The 18,554-nt window shown below is 59.7% G+C and carries 17 protein-coding genes; 5 read left to right on the forward strand and 12 right to left on the reverse strand.

Features of this window, described 5'->3' with window-relative positions:
- Positions 1 to 287: 287 nt before the first annotated feature.
- The 4 genes from AC06G5_RS29740 to AC06G5_RS29755 form a co-directional block, all read right to left on the reverse strand.
- Positions 288 to 1,193, reverse strand: a complete 906-nt coding sequence (locus AC06G5_RS29740; RefSeq protein ID WP_413423309.1) for a leucine-rich repeat domain-containing protein — start codon at positions 1,191 to 1,193, stop codon at positions 288 to 290.
- 383 nt (positions 1,194 to 1,576) lie between these two features.
- Positions 1,577 to 1,852, reverse strand: coding sequence for an HU family DNA-binding protein (locus tag AC06G5_RS29745; RefSeq protein ID WP_003213368.1), 276 nt, complete (start codon positions 1,850 to 1,852; stop codon positions 1,577 to 1,579).
- A 194-nt stretch (positions 1,853 to 2,046) separates the two neighbouring features.
- Positions 2,047 to 3,195, reverse strand: a complete 1,149-nt coding sequence (locus AC06G5_RS29750) for an NAD(P)/FAD-dependent oxidoreductase (RefSeq protein WP_413423307.1) — start codon at positions 3,193 to 3,195, stop codon at positions 2,047 to 2,049.
- Positions 3,196 to 3,213: 18 nt separating this feature from the next.
- Positions 3,214 to 3,384, reverse strand: coding sequence for a rubredoxin (locus AC06G5_RS29755; RefSeq protein ID WP_007995385.1), 171 nt, complete (start codon positions 3,382 to 3,384; stop codon positions 3,214 to 3,216).
- A 199-nt stretch (positions 3,385 to 3,583) separates the two neighbouring features.
- On the opposite strand from AC06G5_RS29755, the gene AC06G5_RS29760 reads away from it, so the two are divergent.
- Both AC06G5_RS29760 and ubiA read left to right on the forward strand, forming a co-directional pair.
- Entirely contained in the window at positions 3,584 to 4,147 is a 564-nt protein-coding gene (locus AC06G5_RS29760; RefSeq protein ID WP_413423305.1) for a chorismate--pyruvate lyase family protein, read from the forward strand.
- Positions 4,147 to 5,037, forward strand: coding sequence for a 4-hydroxybenzoate octaprenyltransferase (ubiA, locus tag AC06G5_RS29765; RefSeq protein WP_480458715.1), 891 nt, complete (start codon positions 4,147 to 4,149; stop codon positions 5,035 to 5,037). The genes AC06G5_RS29760 and ubiA overlap by 1 nt, the downstream gene beginning before the upstream one ends.
- Before the next feature lie 79 nt (positions 5,038 to 5,116).
- Here ubiA and AC06G5_RS29770 read toward each other — a convergent pair whose 3' ends face one another.
- Positions 5,117 to 5,500: a COG4315 family predicted lipoprotein gene (locus AC06G5_RS29770; protein ID WP_480458717.1), complete on the reverse strand. Its 384-nt coding sequence runs from the start codon at positions 5,498 to 5,500 to the stop codon at positions 5,117 to 5,119.
- 153 nt (positions 5,501 to 5,653) lie between these two features.
- Here AC06G5_RS29770 and phoB point away from each other — a divergent pair, with 153 nt between their 5' ends.
- The 3 genes from phoB to AC06G5_RS29785 all read left to right on the forward strand — a co-directional run bounded on the left by phoB (position 5,654) and on the right by AC06G5_RS29785 (position 9,175).
- Positions 5,654 to 6,343 carry a phosphate regulon transcriptional regulator PhoB gene (gene phoB / locus AC06G5_RS29775; RefSeq protein ID WP_003229608.1) on the forward strand — a complete coding sequence of 230 codons (690 nt, stop codon included), beginning with the start codon at positions 5,654 to 5,656 and terminating at the stop codon, positions 6,341 to 6,343.
- 80 nt (positions 6,344 to 6,423) lie between these two features.
- Positions 6,424 to 7,710: a phosphate regulon sensor histidine kinase PhoR gene (gene phoR, locus AC06G5_RS29780; protein ID WP_413423362.1), complete on the forward strand. Its 1,287-nt coding sequence runs from the start codon at positions 6,424 to 6,426 to the stop codon at positions 7,708 to 7,710.
- A 124-nt stretch (positions 7,711 to 7,834) separates the two neighbouring features.
- Entirely contained in the window at positions 7,835 to 9,175 is a 1,341-nt protein-coding gene (locus AC06G5_RS29785) for a hemolysin family protein (protein WP_085716189.1), read from the forward strand.
- 72 nt (positions 9,176 to 9,247) lie between these two features.
- Here AC06G5_RS29785 and AC06G5_RS29790 read toward each other — a convergent pair whose 3' ends face one another.
- The 7 genes from AC06G5_RS29790 to AC06G5_RS29820 all read right to left on the reverse strand — a co-directional run bounded on the left by AC06G5_RS29790 (position 9,248) and on the right by AC06G5_RS29820 (position 18,482).
- Positions 9,248 to 10,144, reverse strand: a complete 897-nt coding sequence (locus AC06G5_RS29790) for a peptidoglycan DD-metalloendopeptidase family protein (protein WP_413423298.1) — start codon at positions 10,142 to 10,144, stop codon at positions 9,248 to 9,250.
- 221 nt (positions 10,145 to 10,365) lie between these two features.
- Positions 10,366 to 11,304 (reverse strand): response regulator, encoded by a 939-nt coding sequence (locus AC06G5_RS29795; protein ID WP_480458720.1) that lies wholly within the window; start codon positions 11,302 to 11,304, stop codon positions 10,366 to 10,368.
- Between the two features lie 168 nt (positions 11,305 to 11,472).
- Positions 11,473 to 12,234 (reverse strand): phosphate signaling complex protein PhoU, encoded by a 762-nt coding sequence (phoU, locus tag AC06G5_RS29800; protein ID WP_046038908.1) that lies wholly within the window; start codon positions 12,232 to 12,234, stop codon positions 11,473 to 11,475.
- A 113-nt stretch (positions 12,235 to 12,347) separates the two neighbouring features.
- A complete protein-coding gene (pstB, locus tag AC06G5_RS29805; RefSeq protein ID WP_008018291.1) occupies positions 12,348 to 13,181 on the reverse strand; it encodes a phosphate ABC transporter ATP-binding protein PstB in 834 nt (277 codons plus the stop codon).
- Positions 13,182 to 13,349: 168 nt separating this feature from the next.
- Positions 13,350 to 15,020, reverse strand: a complete 1,671-nt coding sequence (gene pstA, locus AC06G5_RS29810) for a phosphate ABC transporter permease PstA (RefSeq protein ID WP_008018292.1) — start codon at positions 15,018 to 15,020, stop codon at positions 13,350 to 13,352.
- Between the two features lie 15 nt (positions 15,021 to 15,035).
- Entirely contained in the window at positions 15,036 to 17,318 is a 2,283-nt protein-coding gene (locus AC06G5_RS29815) for an ABC transporter permease subunit (protein ID WP_480458723.1), read from the reverse strand.
- A 162-nt stretch (positions 17,319 to 17,480) separates the two neighbouring features.
- A complete protein-coding gene (locus tag AC06G5_RS29820; RefSeq protein WP_413423291.1) occupies positions 17,481 to 18,482 on the reverse strand; it encodes a phosphate ABC transporter substrate-binding protein PstS family protein in 1,002 nt (333 codons plus the stop codon).
- Positions 18,483 to 18,554: the final 72 nt, after the last annotated feature.

An 18,554-nucleotide genomic window follows, 5' to 3' on the forward strand; every position in this document is an offset into this window, starting at 1 on the left:
AGGAAAATGAACGGCGATGGCAGTGTAACGGCAAAAACATAGAACGCCACCATCCGCTTTATTTTGCAGAAGATGCTGCCGCTTTTGACGCCGATGACTACCAAGTCATTGACGAAGCTTCTACACAAGAGACTTCGCAAGGCTGTATTTTCCCCCTCGTCTACGCATTACCAGGAGCGCCGACGCCCCTTCCAGGTTAATGAGCCGTGCGCGGTGAACGCTGTCGCGTTCTTGCGCACGGCTTATGTCAGGTCACTTCATCCGTTAGCCAAAAGACCGGTTGGCCGTTACGCGGTCACCGTGTAGCGATAACTCACATTGGTCAGCCGCCCATGAATAGCCAGCATCACCTCGGACATGCCTGGTGTGTGTGTCGGCAAATGTACATAGCGCAGGTTTTCATCCAGATACGCATCTGGACTGCCCACGATTTGGACACCGCTCGGTTCATACAGGACGTCACCCGGCGTCTGGGCCTGCACAAATATTTCAGGCAGCCTGATGGGCAGCGAACTGTTTTGCGCCACATTGCCCAACTCAATAATGCCCAAGGCTTGATTGCGGATATTGATGGTGGTGGTCGAAGGCATGGCATTCAAGACGGTCAGGTCTTCAAACCCGTTGCTCTGAACCAACAGGTTTTTGAGGGCGGTCAGTCTGGCAAAGGAATCCGGCAGTTTTCCGCACAGGTTATTGTTATTGCCCACGTCAAAGCGTTCCAGTTTTGTCAGGTTGCCGATCGACTCCGGAATACCGCCTCTCATGATGCCCAGCGGCGATTGAGAACTCAGGTTCAGGTTGACCAGGCTTTCGAGATTTCCGATCCAGTCCGGAATTGATTTGAGTGCACAGTTGATGAAGTACGCCGACTTCAACTTTGCCAACGTCCCGAAGTCTTCAGGCAGACGAGTGATAACTTGGCGCTCTATCATCACGTCCTCCAAGTTGCGCAGGTTTCCAATACCTCGCAAGCTGGTGAATTTCAACGGCTCCCCGCCCAGTACTCTCAACGCCGTCACTTTATCCAGCATGTCCTGCGTTACCGTGTCTTCGATAGTCACCGGCGCGCCCGTGGCCGCTGAAATATGCACGGCCGCCACGCGCGCAAATGAAATGTCGTCAAAGAGAGCCTTGATCGGCGCCGGGATTCTCACAGGGGTAAAAGCCTTTGCCGTTGCAGTGTTCGAGGTCATGTCAGTCACCTTGCCAGTGTTTAAGGAGACTCTTTTATAAAACATCGGCCGTCCGCCTTTAACTGTCATAACTGACAGTTGCCAAGACCAATTTAGAATAATCTTGAGCCGAGCGACGGAGGGAACGGCATTTATCGCCCTCCCTAAAATTCAAGAAATTTTGTCGCTTCGGAAAGCGTAATTTAAATCACACTAAGCCACCGGCATGGACTGACGATCTCGAAAACGATCATTTTCGAGAAACCATCGTGAGAAAAAACGCCGCGACCATTTGAGCGAACCGGAAATGGTGACTATGACTGCCAAACAAAAATGGGCACCCAACCTTGGTTGGCGTGCCCATTTTTTATTCCGCTCCCCGCTACGCGGGTTAGGGAAAAGGATTACGGATTAACGCTATCTTTCAACGATTTCCCAGGCTTGAAAGCAACGGTGTTGCTGGCCTTGATTTTGACGGGTTCACCGGTTTGCGGGTTTTTGCCGGTGCGGGCACCGCGATGGCGTTGCAGGAAGGTGCCGAAGCCCACGAGCGTTACGCTGTCTTTGCGGTGCAGGGCACCGGTGATTTCTTCAAGAACGGCGTTGAGAACGCGGTTGGCTTGTTCTTTGGTGAGGTCTGCTTTTTCAGCAATGGCTGCGGCGAGTTCTGGTTTACGCATATGAGTGAAGCCCCTTTGACGGTTTGTTGTTGTTATGTCCGTGCTGCCCTCTGCGGAGCAGCGCCAAAAGCGCCGCAGGTGCTCTACTCTGCGGCAGACGGGAGTGAGGATGGCACGCAGTGAGGCCCCGCGCCAGTATCGGCGCGGCCTTTGTTAGGGCAAAAGGGGGGTGATTCCGACAGAACGCCCGGTATTTATGCCAGCAGGGCCGGAAGCTCTTTGTTCAGGGCCAGTTTTTCCATCACGGCGGCACCGGTGAGTGCATAACCGAGCAGTTTGCCCGCGGCATCGCGGCATAAAACCTTGATGTCGGCACCCTGCCCTTCGACTGTCCAGATGCCTTCTGCGCCCCGTGGTGGCGGGGACACCACCAACGGGCACACCGGCGTTTTGACGGTGATCGGCATCGGGCCATAGGTGACGGCGGTCGGGTTGCCGGCCAGGGTTTGCGCCAGCGCTCGCGCACAGCTCATCAGGGGCATGACGTACAGCAGATTCAGCCCGTCGACCTCGGCGCAGTCGCCCAGGGCGTAGATGTTGGCGTGGGAGGTTTTCAGGTGCCGGTCGACCATGACGCCGCGGTTGACCTGCAGACCGGCCGCCGCCGCGAGATCAACGCGTGGGCGTAGGCCAATGGCCGAAACCACCACGTCGCACGGGATCACCTGGCCATCGGAGAGGTGCGCTTCCAGGCCATCCGCCACGCGCTGCAGGCGGTTGAGCACCGGCCCGAGGTGGAAGCGCGCGCCGAGGCTTTCGAGGCCAGCCTGCACCGCAGCCGCGGCCGCCGGGTGCAACAGGGTCGGCATGACTTGTTCGCACGGCGCAACCAGTTGCACTTCGTAGCCGCCCAGGGTCAGGTCGTTGGCGAACTCGCAGCCGATCAGGCCGGCGCCAAGCAGCAGCACACGGCGCTTGCCAGCGGCCGCCGCACGAAAGCGTGCGTAGTCTTCCAGGTCGTTGATGGGGAATACGCAATCCGCTGCGTCACCCTCAATAGGCACGCGCACGGTTTCGGCGCCCCAGGCCAGGATCAGGTCGCGGTAGATCACCGCTTCTTCACCAATCCACAGGCGTTTGTGGCCCGGGTCGATGCCGCTGATGCGCGTGTGGGTACGTATTTCGGCCTTGAGTTGTTCCGCCATGGCGCCGGGTTCGGCCATGCTCAGGCCGTCGGCATCCTTGTTTTTGCCGAAACCGGTGGAGAGCATCGGCTTGGAGTAGGAGCGCCCGTCATCGGCGGTAATCAGCAGCAGCGGGGTTTCGCTATCGAGTTTGCGAAACTCGCGGGCGACGTTGTAGCCAGCCAGGCCGGTTCCCACGATGACTACAGGTGCGTTCATTCCTTACTCCTCAATTGTTCAGGCAGCGATTTCGATCATTTCAAAATCCATTTTGCCCACACCGCAGTCCGGGCACAGCCAGTCTGCCGGGACGTCTTCCCAACGGGTGCCCGGCGCAATGCCGTCATCCGGCCAACCGTCGGCTTCGTTGTAGATCAGGCCGCAGACGATACATTGCCACTTTTTCATCAGGTACTTCCTCAGGGTTCAGGCGTTTTGCCGGTCGGACGGTCGATGGTTGTAGCACTGCCGTCCAACTCAGCGCGTTTTGTACTGATCGGGACCGTCAGATGCAAGCCTGTTCGGCGCAACGGTGGGCCATTTCAATCGATATCAGCGGCTGACATGTTAAGCTCGCCGCCTCATTTGCTGCCAATAATGACTCATTGTGCATCACACAGAATCCCCCTCTCCAGCTCCTCTCTGGCTCTCGCGCAGCGAACTGGCGCCCCTCCCCGATGCTTCCACCCTCGACTGGCTGTTCGACGAAGGCTCGCTGACCAGACGTCTGATTCATCTGTCGAATGATGCTTTCAGCGTCTCGCCAATGTTCGAAGGCTGGCAGCCTTTGCGCGCCGACGAATGCGTCGCGCTGGACCTGGCCGAAGGCAGTGAGGGCTGGGTGCGTGAGGTGTATTTGCGCGGTCATGGCGAGGCGTGGGTGTTTGCGCGCAGCGTGGCGTCACGCAGTGCATTGCAAGGCGACGGCTTGCACATGGACGAACTGGGTAGCCGCTCGCTGGGCGAATTGCTGTTTTGCGATCATGCCTTCCAGCGCCGGGCCATCGAGGTTTGCCATTATCCGCAAGCGTGGCTGCCCGCCGAGGCGCAGTCGCCTGAGCTGTGGGGCCGCCGTTCGCGTTTCGATCGCGGCGCCTTGAGCGTTCTGGTGGCCGAAATTTTCCTGCCGACCCTGTGGAAGGCCGCCCTCGCCCAACCGGAGAACCGCTGATGTACCAAAGCCTGCTCAAGTCATTGAACCGCTTGAATCCTCGGGCCTGGGACTTCATTCAGCTGACCCGCATGGACAAGCCGATCGGCATTTACCTGTTGCTGTGGCCGACGCTGTGGGCGCTGTGGATTGCCGGCAAGGGTTCGCCGTCCCTGGCCAATATCGTGATCTTCGTCCTTGGCGTGGTGCTGACTCGCGCCGGCGGCTGCGTGATCAACGACTGGGCGGACCGCAAGGTCGACGGGCATGTGAAGCGTACCGAGCAACGGCCACTGGTCAGCGGCAGAATCAGCTCCAAAGAGGCGCTGGTGTTCTTCGCATTGCTGATGGGCGTGAGTTTCCTGCTGGTGCTGTGCACCAATGCCGCGACAGTCTGGCTGTCATTGGGTGGTTTGGCGCTGGCGTTCAGTTATCCCTTCATGAAGCGCTACACCTATTACCCGCAAGTGGTACTGGGCGCCGCGTTTTCGTGGGGGATGCCGATGGCGTTCACCGCAGAAACCGGTGAGCTGCCGGCTGTCGCGTGGCTGCTGTGGATCGCCAACCTGATGTGGACCGTGGGCTACGACACGTATTACGCGATGACCGACCGCGATGACGACCTGAAGATCGGCGTGAAATCCACGGCGATTCTATTCGGCGAAGCCGACCGGGTGATCATCCTGACCCTGCAAGGGCTGGCACTGGGTTGCCTGTTGCTGGCGGGGTCGAAATTCGGGTTGGGGATGTGGTTCCACCTTGGCTTGCTGGTGGCCGCCGGCTGTTTTGCCTGGGAGTTCTGGTACACCCGCGACAGGGACCGCATGCGCTGCTTCAAGGCGTTCTTGCACAACCACTGGGCGGGGTTGGCGATTTTCGTCGGGATTGTGCTGGATTACGCGTTGCGTTGAAGACGTGAAAGGATCGCGGCCTTCGCCAGCTCCTGCAGAGCCACGAAGGCCGCGATCCCGTGCGACAAGGCAACAGCCGTTACATATGCTCGTGAACGACGTGCCAGACGTCTTTCTTCTTGTCGCCCTTCATTTCTCCAGCTGCCTTGTCGTCCTTGTAGTAGTACAGCGGCTTGCCGCCATAGGTCCATTGCATCGTGCCATCGTCACGCTTGACGACTGACCATTTACCTTCAGCCTTGGCACCCGCCGGCGCCATCATTGGCGGCCAGTATTCGGCGCACTCACCGTTGCACATGGACTTGCCGCCCGCGTCCTTGTCGTACGTGTACACAGTCATGCCCTTATGGTCGACCATCATGCCGTCTTTCATCATCGCCGGCTCAGCCGCGAAGGCCATGGCTGGCAAGGAAAACGCAGCCGCCAACAGCAGGGTTTTAAAGGAATACGAGTATTGCTTCATGGAAACCTTCCTCTTGTGGTTGTCAGGATCCGGACTTAGAGCTTAGTTCAGGATCCAGCCAATCGCCGGCCGACTAAAATACTGTCACACGACTGCAATAATTCCGTTATCTAATGCGGCGCAAGACAGTTAAATGACAAGAGGATTAAGGGCATGGTTGGCAGGAGCATTCTGATCGTCGACGACGAAGCGCCTATTCGCGAAATGATCGCCGTTGCATTGGAAATGGCCGGCTATGACTGCCTGGAGGCTGAAAACTCCCAGCAGGCCCACGCCATTATCGTCGACCGCAAACCGGACCTGATCCTGCTCGACTGGATGCTGCCCGGCACCTCCGGTATCGAGCTGGCCCGCCGCCTCAAGCGTGACGAGCTGACCGGGGACATCCCGATCATCATGCTCACCGCCAAGGGCGAAGAGGACAACAAGATCCAGGGCCTGGAAGTCGGCGCTGACGACTACATCACCAAACCGTTTTCCCCCCGTGAGCTGGTTGCGCGCCTGAAGGCCGTGCTGCGCCGTGCCGGCCCTACCGATGGCGAAGCACCGATCGAAGTCGGCGGCCTGCTGCTGGACCCGATCAGCCACCGCGTGACCATCGACGGCCGTCCTGCCGAGATGGGCCCGACCGAATACCGCCTGCTGCAATTCTTCATGACCCACCAGGAGCGCGCCTACACGCGTGGCCAGTTGCTGGATCAGGTCTGGGGCGGCAACGTCTATGTCGAAGAGCGTACCGTCGACGTGCACATTCGACGCCTGCGCAAAGCCCTCGGCGACGCTTATGAAAATCTGGTACAAACCGTGCGCGGCACCGGTTACCGCTTTTCTACCAAAGCCTGACCCGGACCTTTACCGCCCGACAAGCTGACAAGGACGCGCGTCAAGTGAACCAAAACTGGCATGGCACCCTGATTCGCCACATGCTGCTGCTGGTCACCGCCTGCCTGGTGATCGGCCTGATCACCGGCTATTACGGCTGGAGCCTTGCTGCAGGCCTGGGTCTTTACCTGGCCTGGACCCTCAAGCAGTTGCTGCGATTGCACGAGTGGCTGCGCCTGCACAAACCCGATGAAGCACCACCCGACGGGTACGGCCTGTGGGGCGAGGTGTTCGACAGCATCTACCACCTGCAACGCCGTGACCAACGGGTACGCGGACGCCTGCAAGCGGTGATCGACCGGGTTCAGGAATCCACCGCCGCGCTGAAAGACGCGGTGATCATGCTCGACACCGACGGCAACCTGGAATGGTGGAACCGCGCCGCCGAAACCCTGTTGGGCCTCAAGACGCCACAGGACAGCGGCCAACCGGTGACCAACCTGGTGCGTCATCCGCGCTTCAAGGAATATTTCGAGCAAGAGAGCTACGCCGAACCGCTGGAAATCCCTTCGCCGACCAACGACCGTGTACGCATCCAGCTGTACATCACCCGTTACGGCAACAACGAGCACTTGATGCTGGTGCGCGATGTGACACGCATCCATCAGCTGGAACAGATGCGCAAAGACTTCATCGCCAACGTTTCCCATGAACTTCGCACACCGTTGACGGTGATCTGCGGCTACCTGGAAACCTTGCTCGATAACGTCGACGAGGTAAACCCGCGCTGGGGCCGTGCCTTGCAGCAGATGCAGCAACAAGGCGGACGCATGCAGACCTTGCTCAACGACCTGTTGCTGCTGGCCAAGCTGGAAGCCACCGATTACCCGTCGGACAACCAGCCGGTGCCGATCGACAGCCTGCTGCAATCGATCAAGAGCGACGCGCAGCAACTGTCCGGCCAGAAAAACCAGAAAATCACCCTGGAGGCCGACCCGACGATTCTGCTCAAGGGCAGCGAGGCGGAGTTACGCAGCGCGTTTTCCAACCTGGTGTTCAACGCGGTGAAATACACCCCGGCCGAAGGCAACATCCGCATTCGCTGGTGGGGCGATGATCAAGGTGCGCACCTGAGCGTGCAGGATTCCGGGATCGGCATCGATGCCAAGCACCTGCCGCGACTGACCGAACGCTTCTATCGCGTCGACTCCAGCCGCAATTCCAACACCGGGGGCACCGGCCTCGGACTGGCGATCGTCAAACACGTTTTGTTACGACATCGGGCCCGAATGGAAATCAGCAGCGTACCGGGCCACGGCAGTACTTTTACCTGCCACTTTGCCCCGGCCCAGGTCACCAAATCACGGGTCATCAGCACCGCCGACTGATACCGGCCAGCACTCACCACTAGGCAATCACTCAGTCAGCCGCTACATTGGCTGACTTGTGCCTGCCTTTTCAGGCGCGATTTCTACTTCCCTTTCGAATACACGGAACCCGCAAAACTCCATCATGGACCCTTCCCCTGGCTTGACCCTCGCTACAATTTTCGCCGACTTCGGCATGATTCTTTTTGCTCTGATCCTGGTTTTGCTCAACGGATTCTTCGTTGCGGCGGAATTTGCCATGGTCAAGTTGCGCTCGACCCGGGTCGAGGCCATCGCTGATAAAAACGGCTGGCGCGGGCACATCCTGCGCACCGTGCACAGTCAGCTCGATGCTTACCTGTCGGCGTGCCAATTGGGTATCACCCTCGCCTCTCTCGGCCTGGGCTGGGTCGGCGAACCGGCGTTCGCGCACCTTCTGGCGCCTGTACTGAGTGCCGTTGGCGTAGATTCCGCTGAAGTGGTCAAGGCGGTTTCGTTCTTCACGGCGTTCTTCATCATTTCGTACCTGCACATCGTGGTCGGTGAGCTGGCGCCGAAATCCTGGGCGATCCGCAAACCCGAATTGCTGTCGCTGTGGACGGCGGTGCCGCTGTACCTGTTCTACTGGGCCATGTACCCGGCCATCTACCTGCTCAACGCCAGCGCCAACCAGATCCTGCGCATAGCAGGGCAAGGTGAACCCGGCCCGCATCACGAGCATCACTACAGCCGTGAAGAGCTGAAACTGATCCTGCACTCCAGCCGTGGCCAGGACCCGAGCGACCAGGGCATGCGCGTGCTGGCCTCGGCGGTGGAAATGGGCGAGCTGGAAGTGGTCGACTGGGCCAACTCCCGCGAAGACCTGGTGACCCTGGAGTACAACGCGCCGCTCAAGCAGATCCTGGCGATGTTCCGTCGCCACAAATTCAGCCGCTATCCGGTGTACGACAGTGAACGCCAGGAGTTCGTCGGCCTGCTGCACATCAAGGATCTGCTGCTGGAACTGGCGGCGCTGGACCACATTCCCGAGTCGTTCAACCTGGCCGAACTGACTCGCCCGCTGGAGCGCGTGTCGCGGCACATGCCGCTGTCGCAGTTGCTGGAGCAGTTCCGCAAGGGCGGCTCGCACTTCGCCGTGGTCGAAGAGGCCGACGGCAACATCATCGGCTACCTGACCATGGAGGACGTGCTGGAAGTGCTGGTGGGCGACATCCAGGACGAACACCGCAAGGCCGAACGCGGGATCCTCGCGTATCAGCCGGGCAAGTTGCTGGTGCGGGGCGATACGCCGCTGTTCAAGGTCGAAAGGCTGCTGGGCATCGACCTCGACCACGTCGAAGCCGAAACCCTTGCCGGGCTGGTCTATGAGAGCCTGAAGCGAGTTCCGGAAGAGGAAGAAGTGCTGGAAGTCGAAGGCCTGAGGATCATCATCAAGAAGATGAAAGGGCCGAAGATCGTTCTGGCCAAGGTGTTGATGCTGGATTAACCGGCTTATCCGGATTCGCGGCGATCCTGTGGGAGCGGGCTTGCCCGCGATGGCGTCAGACCAGACAACGCATCACTGCTTGCCCAACGCAAAGTTGGGCAGCGCGCTTACCGGCTGGTTGAACTGGTACGGAATCGACACCAGCCCCAGCCCGGTATTGCGCTGCACCACGAAGTGCAAATGCGGCCCGGTGCTGTTGCCGGTGTTGCCGGACAATGCCAATGCACTGCCTACCTTTACCCGCTGGCCTTCTCGAACGCAGACCGAACCTTTCTTCAGGTGCAGGTAAACACCCATGGTCCCGTCATCGTGCAGCACCCGCACGAAATTGCCGGATGCATCGGTGCCGCGGCCGCTCTGGCGATTTTCGGTTTTCACCACCACGCCATCTCGAGCTGCAATGATCGGCGTGCCTTCGGGCATCGCAATGTCTATGGCGTATCGACTCTTGGGCCCGAAGTGGCTGTAGGGCCCATTGGCCCCCTGACTGATCCGGAACGGCCCGCCACGCCAGGGCAACGGGTACCGATAGCCCACCGTGGGTCCTGAGGGGTCGCCCAGGGAGTACTTGAACTTCGGAACGTAGGCGAGCGGCCGTCCAGCGTTGGTGGCCTTGAGCTGCGCCAGGCGAACGCTGGAGCGTAGCGGGATCACGCGCCGAATCGTCCGCCCCGGCGCCCCACTGGCATTCTTCACCCCGGTGAAACTCAATTCGACCTCTACCGGTGCATACAGGTCATTGCGCACGTACACGCTGTGCACGCCGTTCTTCTTCATGATGACGAGGCGCACCTGGCGCTCGAGGTGCTCGACCATGCCATCGCGAAAAACGAACACATGGGCGCCTTTGCTGGGGCGGTCACTGTAGGAAACCACGCCATAGACATCTTTGGACTTGTAAATGGTCATGGCCACGGCCGAGGTGGCGACCATGAACAGGCCACATAAAAACAGCAGGCGCGTGAACATAGGCAAGGATTCTGTCGAGGGGGACTTGGGTTTGAGCCTAGCAGCTGCAATGGACCCGGATAGTCGACAGATGTTTCAGAATGGGTGTTCAGTAGATGTACGGTAACAGTGATGGCCCTTTCGCGAGCAAGCCCGCTCCCACAGGTCCAGCTAGAACCTGTGGGAGCGGCGGTGCGACGATTCGAATTGCTCGCGAAGACGGGCTGACAGGCGACGTTGCATCAAGCGCCAGGAACGAAGTGCTTCTGCGCCGTACCGCGCGCAATCAGGCGGGAGATGTAATCGAGCTTCTGCGCGTCCTGATCGACAAAGCGGAAGGTCAGTTGGAGCCAGTCGCTGTCTGGCTTCGGTTCGTGGGCCACGACGGCATGCAGATAGCCGTTGAGGCGGGCGACTTCGGCATTGTCGCCCTGCTCCAGGTCCAGCACGGCGCTGTCGAGGATCTGCGGCAGTCTCTCGGTGCGCTTCACCACCAACAGCGCTTCCTTGAGGCTCAAGGCCTTGATCACGCATTGCGCAATGCCGTTCGGCAAACGCAGTTGGCCCTGGCCACGGCCACTGGTGGGTGCCGAAGAGGCCGCAGGCGCCTTGACCGGCGGATTGTTGAGCAAGCCTCTGGACGGTGCAGGTGCAGGTGCAGGTGCAGGTGCAGGTGCAGGTGCAGGCGCGGCTGTTGGCGTGGCGACCGGAGCCTTGCCACCGGTCAAGGCGGCGAGGGAGTCGTTAGCGAATGCAGGGCTGGTTTTGGTCGCGGCTACGTTGATCAAGGCATCGAGTTTGCCGACCTTGTGCAGCGCCTGCTTGACCTTGGTGAGCAGTTGCTCGTTGGTGAACGGCTTGCTGACGTAACCGGATACCCCGGCCTGGATCGCCTGGACGACGTTCTCCTTGTCGCCACGGCTGGTCACCATCACGAAGGGCATGGTTTTGAGGTTGTCTTGCTCGCGGCACCAGGTCAGCAGTTCCAGGCCGGACATTTCGGGCATTTCCCAGTCGCACAGGACCAGGTCGAATGCTTCCTTGGCCAGCATGGCCTGGGCCTTTCTGCCATTGATTGCGTCTTCGATCCGCATGCCCGGGAAATAATTGCGCAGGCACTTTTTCACCAGGTCACGAATGAACGACGCGTCGTCCACGACCAACACACTGACCTTACTCATCCACCACCCCTTTAAAAAATCCCGGCCAGCATACCGCTTTGCTGATGGCACTTTGCCAAAAAACCTTCAGTCACGCCGGACTTTTCGTTCGCGGGTGCTGCTTTTCGAATTCGTGTGCCACAAACAAAAACGCCCGGCCAACAGGCCGGGCGCTTTACTTGGGCAACCTTACTTATCGTCAGTTTTGCCCGGAACATTAGCGCTTTCGCCACTGGTTCCTTCAACTTCTTCCTTCATGCGCTTGAGGCCCAGGTGCCGCACGTCGGTGCCGCGTACCAGGTAGATCACCAGTTCCGAGATATTGCGCGCGTGGTCGCCGATACGCTCCAGCGAACGCAGCACCCAGATAATGCTCAGAACCCGCGAGATAGAACGCGGATCTTCCATCATGTAGGTCGCCAGCTCACGCAGGGCGGTCTTGTATTCGCGGTCGATGATCTTGTCGTACTGCGCCACCGACAAGGCCAGTTCGGCGTCGAAACGGGCAAAGGCGTCCAGTGCGTCGCGGACCATATTGCGCACCTGGTCACCGATGTGGCGCACTTCGACGTAACCGCGAGGCGCTTCACCTTCTTCGCACAGCTGGATGGCGCGACGGGCGATCTTGGTCGCCTCGTCACCGATGCGCTCCAGGTCGATCACCGATTTGGAAATGCTGATGATCAGGCGCAGGTCCGATGCCGCTGGCTGACGACGGGCCAGAATGCGCAGGCATTCCTCGTCGATGTTGCGTTCCATCTGGTTGATCTGGTCATCGATCTCACGTACCTGCTGGGCCAGGCCGGAGTCGGCCTCGATCAGCGCGGTCACCGCGTCGTTGACCTGCTTCTCGACCAGCCCGCCCATGGCGAGGAGGTGGCTGCGCACTTCCTCAAGCTCGGCGTTGAACTGCTGGGAGATGTGATGTGTAAGGCCTTCCTTAGAAATCATGTTGTCTGCTCCGCAAAAGCTGTGAGCTGCAAGCTACAAGCTGCAAGCTGATTTGTGTCGTACCCGAACCGCTCTAGATTGCCGCTTGAAGCTTGACGCTTGCGGCTGTACGGCTAGCCGTAGCGACCGGTGATGTAGTCTTCGGTCTGCTTCTTCGCCGGGTTGGTGAACAGGGTATCGGTGTCGCCGAATTCCACCAGTTTGCCCATGTACATGAACGCGGTGTAGTCGGAAACCCGCGCCGCCTGTTGCATGTTGTGGGTAACGATCACGATGGTGAACTTGGATTTCAGTTCGTAGATCAGCTCTTCGACTTTCAGCGTGGAGATCGGGTCGAGTGCCGAGCACGGTTCGTCGAGCAGCAGCACTTCCGGCTCCACGGCGATGGTGCGGGCGATCACCAGACGTTGTTGCTGACCACCGGACAAGCCCAGTGCCGACTCGTGCAGACGGTCCTTGACCTCATCCCACAGCGCCGCGCCTTTCAACGCCCACTCAACGGCTTCGTCGAGGACGCGCTTCTTGTTGATGCCCTGGATGCGCAGGCCGTAAACCACGTTTTCGTAAATGGTTTTCGGAAACGGGTTCGGCTTCTGGAACACCATGCCGACGCGACGACGCAGCTCGGCCACGTCTTCACCCTTGCGGTAGATGTTGCTGCCGTACAGGTTGATCGCACCCTCGACACGGCAGCCGTCAACCAGGTCGTTCATGCGGTTGAAGGTACGCAACAGTGTCGACTTGCCACAGCCGGACGGGCCGATGAAGGCGGTCACGCGCTGTTTCGGGATGTTCATGCTGACGTCGTACAGCGCTTGTTTTTCGCCGTAGAACAGGCTCAGGCCCGGTACTTCGATGGCCACGGTTTCCTGCTCGAGATTCAGGCTCTGTTTGTCGCGACCCAAGGCCGACATGTTGATGCCGTGGGTATGTGCTTCGTGCTGCATGGGAGGCTCCCTGTGCTAACAAATTCGGTTCGGTTGCCGCTGGCCAAGGCCTGCGGTTACACAATTCTTTCTGTAGGAGCGAGCTCACTTGCGATGGTGTTCCAGGCGCTGAGTGGCGTCGGCTGTACCTTTTTCGCGAGCAAGCTCGCTCCTACAGTTCGGTGATGATCAGCTATCCAGCGCCTTGTACTTCTCGCGCAGGTGGTTACGGATATAAACGGCCGACAGGTTCAACGTGGCGATCACCAGCACCAGCAGCAGCGCCGTGGCGTACACCAGCGGCCGCGCGGCTTCGACGTTCGGGCTCTGGAAGCCGACGTCATAGATGTGGAAGCCCAGGTGCATGATCTTCTGGTCCAGGTGCAGGTACGGGTAGTTGCCGTCCACCGGCAGCGACGGCGCCAGTTTCACCACACCCACCAACATCAGCGGCGCCACTTCACCCGCAGCGCGGGCCACGGCGAGGATCATGCCGGTCATCATCGCCGGGCTGGCCATCGGCAGCACGATCTTCCACAAGGTTTCCGCCTTGGTCGCGCCGAGGGCCAACGAGCCTTCACGTACGGTGCGAGGAATCCGCGCCAGACCTTCTTCGGTGGCCACGATCACCACCGGCACCGCCAGCAGCGCCAGGGTCAGCGAGGCCCAGAGCAGACCCGGTGTGCCGAAGGTCGGCGCCGGCAAGGCTTCCGGGAAGAACAGACGGTCGAGCGAGCCGCCCAGCACATAGACGAAGAAGCCCAGGCCGAACACGCCGTAAACGATGGCCGGAACACCTGCCAGGTTGTTCACCGCGATGCGGATCACCCGGGTCAGCGTGTTCTGCTTGGCGTACTCACGCAGGTATACCGCCGCCAGCACGCCGAACGGGGTCACGATCATCGCCATGATCAAGGTCATCATCACGGTGCCGAAGATGGCCGGGAAGATCCCGCCTTCGGTGTTCGCTTCGCGCGGGTCGTCGCTCAGGAACTCCCAGACCTTGCTGAAGTAGAAACCGATCTTGGTGGTCGTGCTCATGGCGTTCGGCTGGTAGGCGTGAACCACTTTGCCGATGCCGATTTCGACTTCCTTACCGTTCGCATCGCGGGCGGTCAGGCTGTCGCGGTTGAACTGCGCGTGCAGGTCGCTCAGGCGCGCTTCGACATCCTGATAGCGAGCATTGAGTTCGGCGCGCTCGGATTCCATGTCCGCTTGTGCGGTGGCGTCCAGCTTGCCTTCCAGCTCAAGCTTGCGACCGTGCAAGCGGATGCGCTCGAGACCGGCGTTGATCGCGCCGATGTCGGTTTTTTCCAGGTTCTTGAGCTGTGCAGCCAGCTTGTTCACGCGGTCGACGCGGGCCTGCAACTCAGGCCATGCGGCTTCGCCCTCAGCGATGACCTTGCCATCCTGTTTGACGTTGACCAGGTAACCGTAGAAGTTGCCCCACTCACGACGCTCGATCGCCATCAGCTCTGGCGGTGTCGTCTGGTTGGTCAGCCACTCGCCGACGGTCCAGGTGAAGTCGTTGCCGTTCAGGTCACGGTTGCCGACCTTGATCAGCTCGCGGGTCATGAACTCCGGGCCTTCGTCGGGCACCGGCAGGCCGGCGCTTTTCAGACGGGCACGGGGCACCTCTTCCTTCTGTACCACTTCACCGATGACCAGGTGCTGGCCCTGGCCCGGTACGTCGTAGCTGGCGTGGATCAGATCCGCCGGCCAGAAGTGACCCAGGCCGCGCACGGCAATCACTGCCAGCAGGCCAATGGTCATGATGACCGCGATGGACACCGCGCCACCGCTGATCCAGACGCCGGGGGCGCCGCTCTTGAACCATCCATTCAGGGAGTTCTGTTTCACAGACTTCTACCTTTCTTAAAGCGACGAGTATTTCTTGCGCAGACGCTGACGGATCAGTTCTGCGAGGGTGTTCATGACGAAGGTGAACAACAGCAGCACCAGCGCCGAGAGGAACAGCACGCGGTAGTGGCTGCCGCCGACTTCCGATTCGGGCATTTCCACCGCGACGTTGGCGGCCAGGGTGCGCAGGCCTTCGAACAGGTTCATTTCCATGACCGGGGTGTTACCGGTGGCCATCAGCACGATCATGGTTTCACCGACCGCGCGGCCCATGCCGATCATCAGCGCCGAGAAGATGCCCGGGCTGGCGGTGAGGATCACCACGCGGGTCATGGTCTGCCATGGTGTGGCACCGAGGGCCAGGGAGCCCAGGGTCAGGCCGCGAGGCACGCTGAACACGGCGTCTTCGGCGATGGAATAGATGTTCGGGATGACCGCGAAGCCCATGGCCAGGCCGACCACCAGGGCGTTGCGTTGGTCGTAGGTGATGCCCAGGTCGTGGGAAATCCACATGCGCATGTCGCCACCGAAGAACCAGTTTTCCATGAACGGGCTCATGTACAGCGAGAGCCAGCCCACAAACAGGATCACCGGAATCAGCAGCGCACTTTCCCAGCCATCCGGGACTTTCAGGCGGATCGACTCAGGCAGGCGGCTGAAAGTGAAACCGGCAACCAGGATGCCGATCGGCAGCAGCATCAGCAGGCTGAAGATGCCCGGCAAATGCCCTTCCACATAAGGTGCGAGGAACAGACCGGCGAAGAAGCCAAGGATCACCGTCGGCATCGCTTCCATCAGCTCGATCACCGGCTTGACCTTGCGGCGCATGCCAGGGGCCATGAAGTACGCGGTGTAGATCGCAGCGGCAACGGCCAATGGAGCGGCCAGCAGCATGGCGTAGAACGCGGCTTTCAGGGTACCGAAGGTCAGCGGCGACAGGCTCAGCTTTGGTTCGAAGTCGGTGTTGGCGGCGGTCGATTGCCAGACGTATTTAGGCTCGTCGTAGTTCTCGTACCAGACCTTGCTCCACAGCGCGCTCCACGACACTTCCGGGTGCGGGTTGTCGAGCAGCAGCGGGTGCAACTTGCCGCTGGCTTCCACGATCACGCGGTTGGCCCGTGGCGACAGACCGAAAATGCCTTGGCCTTCTGCAACCGGCTCCACCAGCAAGGTGCGGTGGGCAGTACTGTGGAACACGCCAAGCTTGCCGGAAGCGTCGAGGGCAACGAAGCCCTTGCGGCGTTCTTCGGCGGTGATTTCAACGATAGGCGTGGTGCCCATCTGGAAGGTGCGGATCTGCTTCAGGCGCTGTTCGCCATCCGGATCGCGGGCCATGAACCACTGGGCCAGACCACCCTTGGAGTCACCGATGATCAGCGAGATACCGCCCACGAGCTGAGTGCTGGCAGTGACTTGCGCTTCACCGTCTTCAAGCAGTTTGTAGCGACCATTGAGGCTCTTGTCGCGCAGGCTGAAGACGTCGGCCTGGGCACGCCCGTTGACCACGTAGAGCCACTGCTGACGCGGGTCGACGAAGATGTTCTTCACCGGCTCGTTCATCTGCGGCAGGTCAATGCGCTTCTGCTCGTTGGTGACTTCGCCGGTCATCATGTTCTCTTCGCTGGTCAGCGACAGAACATTGAGTTGCGAACCGGTGGCGCCAACCAGCATCAGGGTCGAATCGTTGGCATTGAGGCTGACGTGCTCCAGCGCACCGCCCGCTTCGTTCACCGCGATTGGTGTTTCGCCGTATGGGTATTCGACCGCTGGCGAGATGGTCTTCTTGCCTTCCGGGTAGCTGACTTTATAGGTGTGACGGAACACCAGTGCCTGACCGTTGGAAAGACCCACGGCAACCAGCGGGTGACCTGGTTGGTCTTCGCCGATGGAGGTCACGGTGGTACCGGTTGGAATCGGCAGATCGACGCGCTTGAGTTCGGCGCCACTGTCGATGTCGAAGAACAATGCCTGGCCCTTGTCGGAAACCCGCATCGCAACCTGGTTCTGCTCTTCCAGAGAAATCATCAGCGGTTTGCCGGCGTCTTGCATCCAGGCTGGCGTGATGGCGTCCTTGGCATTCAGGCTGGCACCCTGGAACAGGGGCGCAACGACGTAGGCAAGGAAGAAGAAGATCAAGGTGATTGCGCCAAGCACAGCAAGGCCGCCAACGAGGACGTACCAGCGGGTCAGGCGATCTTTGAGCGCGCGAATGCGGCGCTTGCGTTGTAGCTCAGGCGTATTGAAGTCAATTCGCTTGGGGGGATTAGTAGTCATGTTGGAATTGGCCAGATCATTCATGCGCACACCCTAGCGATCCTGTATGACAGAAAGATGACAATGCAGTGACGCAACAAATCCGCCGCTAGCGGTAACCAGCAGTGGATAGAGAATTTGAGGTGTATGGGGGCGGCTCCTGCCGCCCCCATGTGAGTCCGAGGGGTTCACCTCGGACTCAATTTGTTACTTTTTTGCGACTTCAGCGCCGCCTTCCGCCAGACCCAGGTCAGCCAGAGCTTTGGCAGCTACTTTGGCCGGCAGTGGGATGTAACCGTCTTTCACTACAACTTCCTGGCCCTGTTTCGACAGAACCAGTTTCACGAACTCGGCTTCCAGCGGGGCCAGAGGCTTGTTCGGGGCCTTGTTCACGTAGACGTACAGGAAGCGGGACAGCGGGTACTTGCCGTTCAGGGCGTTTTCTTCGGTGTCTTCGATGAAGTCCTGGCTGCCTTTCTTGGCCAGGGCCACAGTCTTCACGCTAGCGGTTTTGTAGCCGATGCCCGAGTAACCGATGCCGTTCAGCGAGGAGCTGATCGACTGAACGACCGAAGCCGAACCTGGTTGCTCGTTGACGTTAGGCTTGTAGTCGCCTTTGCACAGGGCTTCTTCCTTGAAGTAACCGTAGGTGCCGGATACCGAGTTACGACCGAACAATTGAACCGGCTTGTTGGCCAGGTCACCGGTCACACCCAGGTCACCCCAGGTTTTCACGTCGGTTTTAGCGCCGCACAGACGAGTGGACGAGAAAACTGCGTCAACTTGTTCCATGGTCAGGTGCTGGATCGGGTTGTCTTTGTGTACAAAGATCGCCAGGGCGTCCACGGCAACCGGGATAGCGGTTGGCTTGTAGCCGTACTTCTGCTCGAAGGCAGCCAGCTCGGTGTCCTTCATCTTGCGGCTCATCGGGCCCAGGTTAGCGGTGCCTTCAGTCAGCGCAGGTGGCGCAGTGGCGGAGCCAGCAGCCTGAATCTGGATGTTTACGTTCGGGTATTCTTTTTTGTAGTTCTCAGCCCAGAGGGTCATGAGGTTGGCCAGGGTATCGGAGCCGACGCTGGACAGATTGCCCGATACACCAGTGGTCTTGGTGTAGCTCGGGATAGCAGGGTCAACAGCGGCAACCGCGTTGGCAGTCGCAACGCCAGCAGCGACAAAAGTCATTGCCGCCATCAAACGCTTCAGTTTCATGCCTTACTCCTAGCAGATAGGGTGTGTTAAGTCGGGGCCAAGTATCAGCAGGCCGTGTGAACACTCTATGGC

Source organism: Pseudomonas sp. WT-JTC (assembly GCF_056711565.1).